This window comes from Hydrogenophaga sp. (assembly GCF_036675665.1).
GTDB lineage: Bacteria > Pseudomonadota > Gammaproteobacteria > Burkholderiales > Burkholderiaceae_C > Hydrogenophaga.
The window spans coordinates 1-1,739 of sequence record NZ_JAKFEO010000105.1 but is presented as its reverse complement, the minus strand read 5'-3'; the positions used below and the strand labels follow the sequence as shown (position 1 = coordinate 1,739).

Annotated in this window: 3 protein-coding genes; all 3 read left to right on the top strand. The window is 66.2% G+C overall.

The features are described 5' to 3' along the window. Positions 1 to 636 (top strand): amidohydrolase family protein (locus tag V6M63_RS22790; protein ID WP_332745639.1); only part of this gene is annotated, 636 nt, incomplete at its 5' end. Between the two features lie 138 nt (positions 637 to 774). Beyond that, positions 775 to 1,458 carry a 4-carboxy-4-hydroxy-2-oxoadipate aldolase/oxaloacetate decarboxylase gene (gene ligK / locus V6M63_RS22785; protein ID WP_332745637.1) on the top strand — a complete coding sequence of 228 codons (684 nt, stop codon included), beginning with the start codon at positions 775 to 777 and terminating at the stop codon, positions 1,456 to 1,458. Positions 1,459 to 1,467: 9 nt separating this feature from the next. Next, positions 1,468 to 1,739: amidohydrolase family protein (locus V6M63_RS22780; protein ID WP_332745636.1), on the top strand; the 272-nt coding region annotated here is incomplete at its 3' end.

Below are 1,739 nucleotides of genomic sequence, written 5' to 3'. Positions count from 1 at the left end.
GTCGAGCAATACGGCTGCGTCGGCATCAACCTCAACCCCGATCCGTCGGGCGGCCACTGGAAAGAGCCGCCGCTGACCGACAAGTGGTGGTACCCGGTCTACGAGAAGATGGTCGAGTACGACATCCCGGCCATGGTGCACGTCAGCACCAGCTGCAACGCGTGCTTCCACACCACCGGGGCGCACTACCTGAACGCCGACACCACCGCCTTCATGCAGTGCGTGCAGGGCGACCTGTTCAAGGACTTCCCGACGCTGCGTTTCCTGATTCCGCACGGCGGCGGCGCGGTGCCGTACCACTGGGGGCGCTTTCGCGGCCTGGCGCAGGAGCTGAAGAAGCCGCTGCTGGACACGCACCTGATGAACAACGTGTTCTTCGACACCTGCGTGTACCACCAGCCGGGCATCGACCTGCTCAACACGGTGATTCCGGTGAAGAACGTGCTGTTCGCCAGCGAGATGATCGGCGCCGTGCGCGGCATCGACCCGACGACGGGGCACTACTACGACGACACCAAGCGCTACATCGATGCGTCGACGATCCTGTCGGCGCAGGACAAGCAGGCGATCTTCGAAGGCAACACGCGGCGGGTGTTCCCGCGGCTGGACAAGCTGTTGAAGTCGCGGGGTATTTAGGTTGGTGGGGGCACGCCGGAGCGCCCCCTCCCTACCCTCCCCCAGAGGGGGAGGGAAAAGAAATGGCCCTCCCCACGACGGAGGGGAAAAGAAGTAGCCCTCCCCACGGCGGAGGGAAAAGAGACAAGGAGATCAGTGATGCATGAACTAGGCGTCGTCTACCGCAACATCCAGCGGGCCGATCCGGAAGTAGCCGACAAGCTGGGCCACTTCGGTTCGGCCACGGTGCATGAAGCGATGGGCCGTGTCGGCTTGCTGGCGCCCTACATGCGGCCGATCTACGCCGGCGCGCAGGTGTCCGGCACGGCCGTGACTGTGCTGCTGCAACCCGGCGACAACTGGATGATGCACGTGGCCGCTGAGCAGATCCGGCCGGGCGACATCGTGGTGGCGGCCGTCACCGCGCCGTGCACGGACGGCTATTTCGGCGACCTGCTGGCCACGTCGTTCAAGGCGCGCGGGGCGCGCGCACTGGTGATCGATGCCGGCGTGCGCGACATCCGGACGCTGGCGGAAATGCCCTTCCCGGTGTGGAGCAAGGCGATCAGTTCCAAGGGCACGATCAAGGCCACGCTGGGCTCGGTGAACATCCCCGTGGTGTGCGCGGGGATGATCGTCCATCCCGGCGACGTGATCGTGGCCGACGACGATGGCGTGGTGGTGGTGCCCGCCGCGATGGCCCGCAAGACCCTGGACGCCGCCGCTGCACGCGAGGCGAATGAGGTCGCCAAGCGCGCCCGGTTCGCCTCGGGCGAGCTGGGCTTGGACATGTACAAGATGCGCGAGCCGCTGGAGAAGGCGGGCCTGAAGTACATCGACTGAAGACCGCGCATGAGCAAACCCACCTCCGGTGATTTCACCAAGACCCCCGGCTGGCTCGACTGGTACGCCAATCCGAGCAAGCCGCATTTCCAGCTGCCCCCGGGCAGCGTGGACGCGCATTGCCACGTGTTCGGCCCCGGCGCCGAGTTCCCTTACGCGCCCGAGCGCAAGTACACCCCGTGCGACGCCGGCAAGCACCAGCTGTTCGCCCTGCGAGACCAGCTGGGCTTCGACAGGAACGTGATCGTGCAGGCCACCTGCCACGGCGCCGACAACCGCGC

Bases quoted from the DNA above. Each gene is read 5' to 3' on its own strand.
- ligK (WP_332745637.1), top strand. From the start codon at position 775: ATGCATGAACTAGGCGTCGTCTACCGCAACATCCAGCGGGCCGATCCG.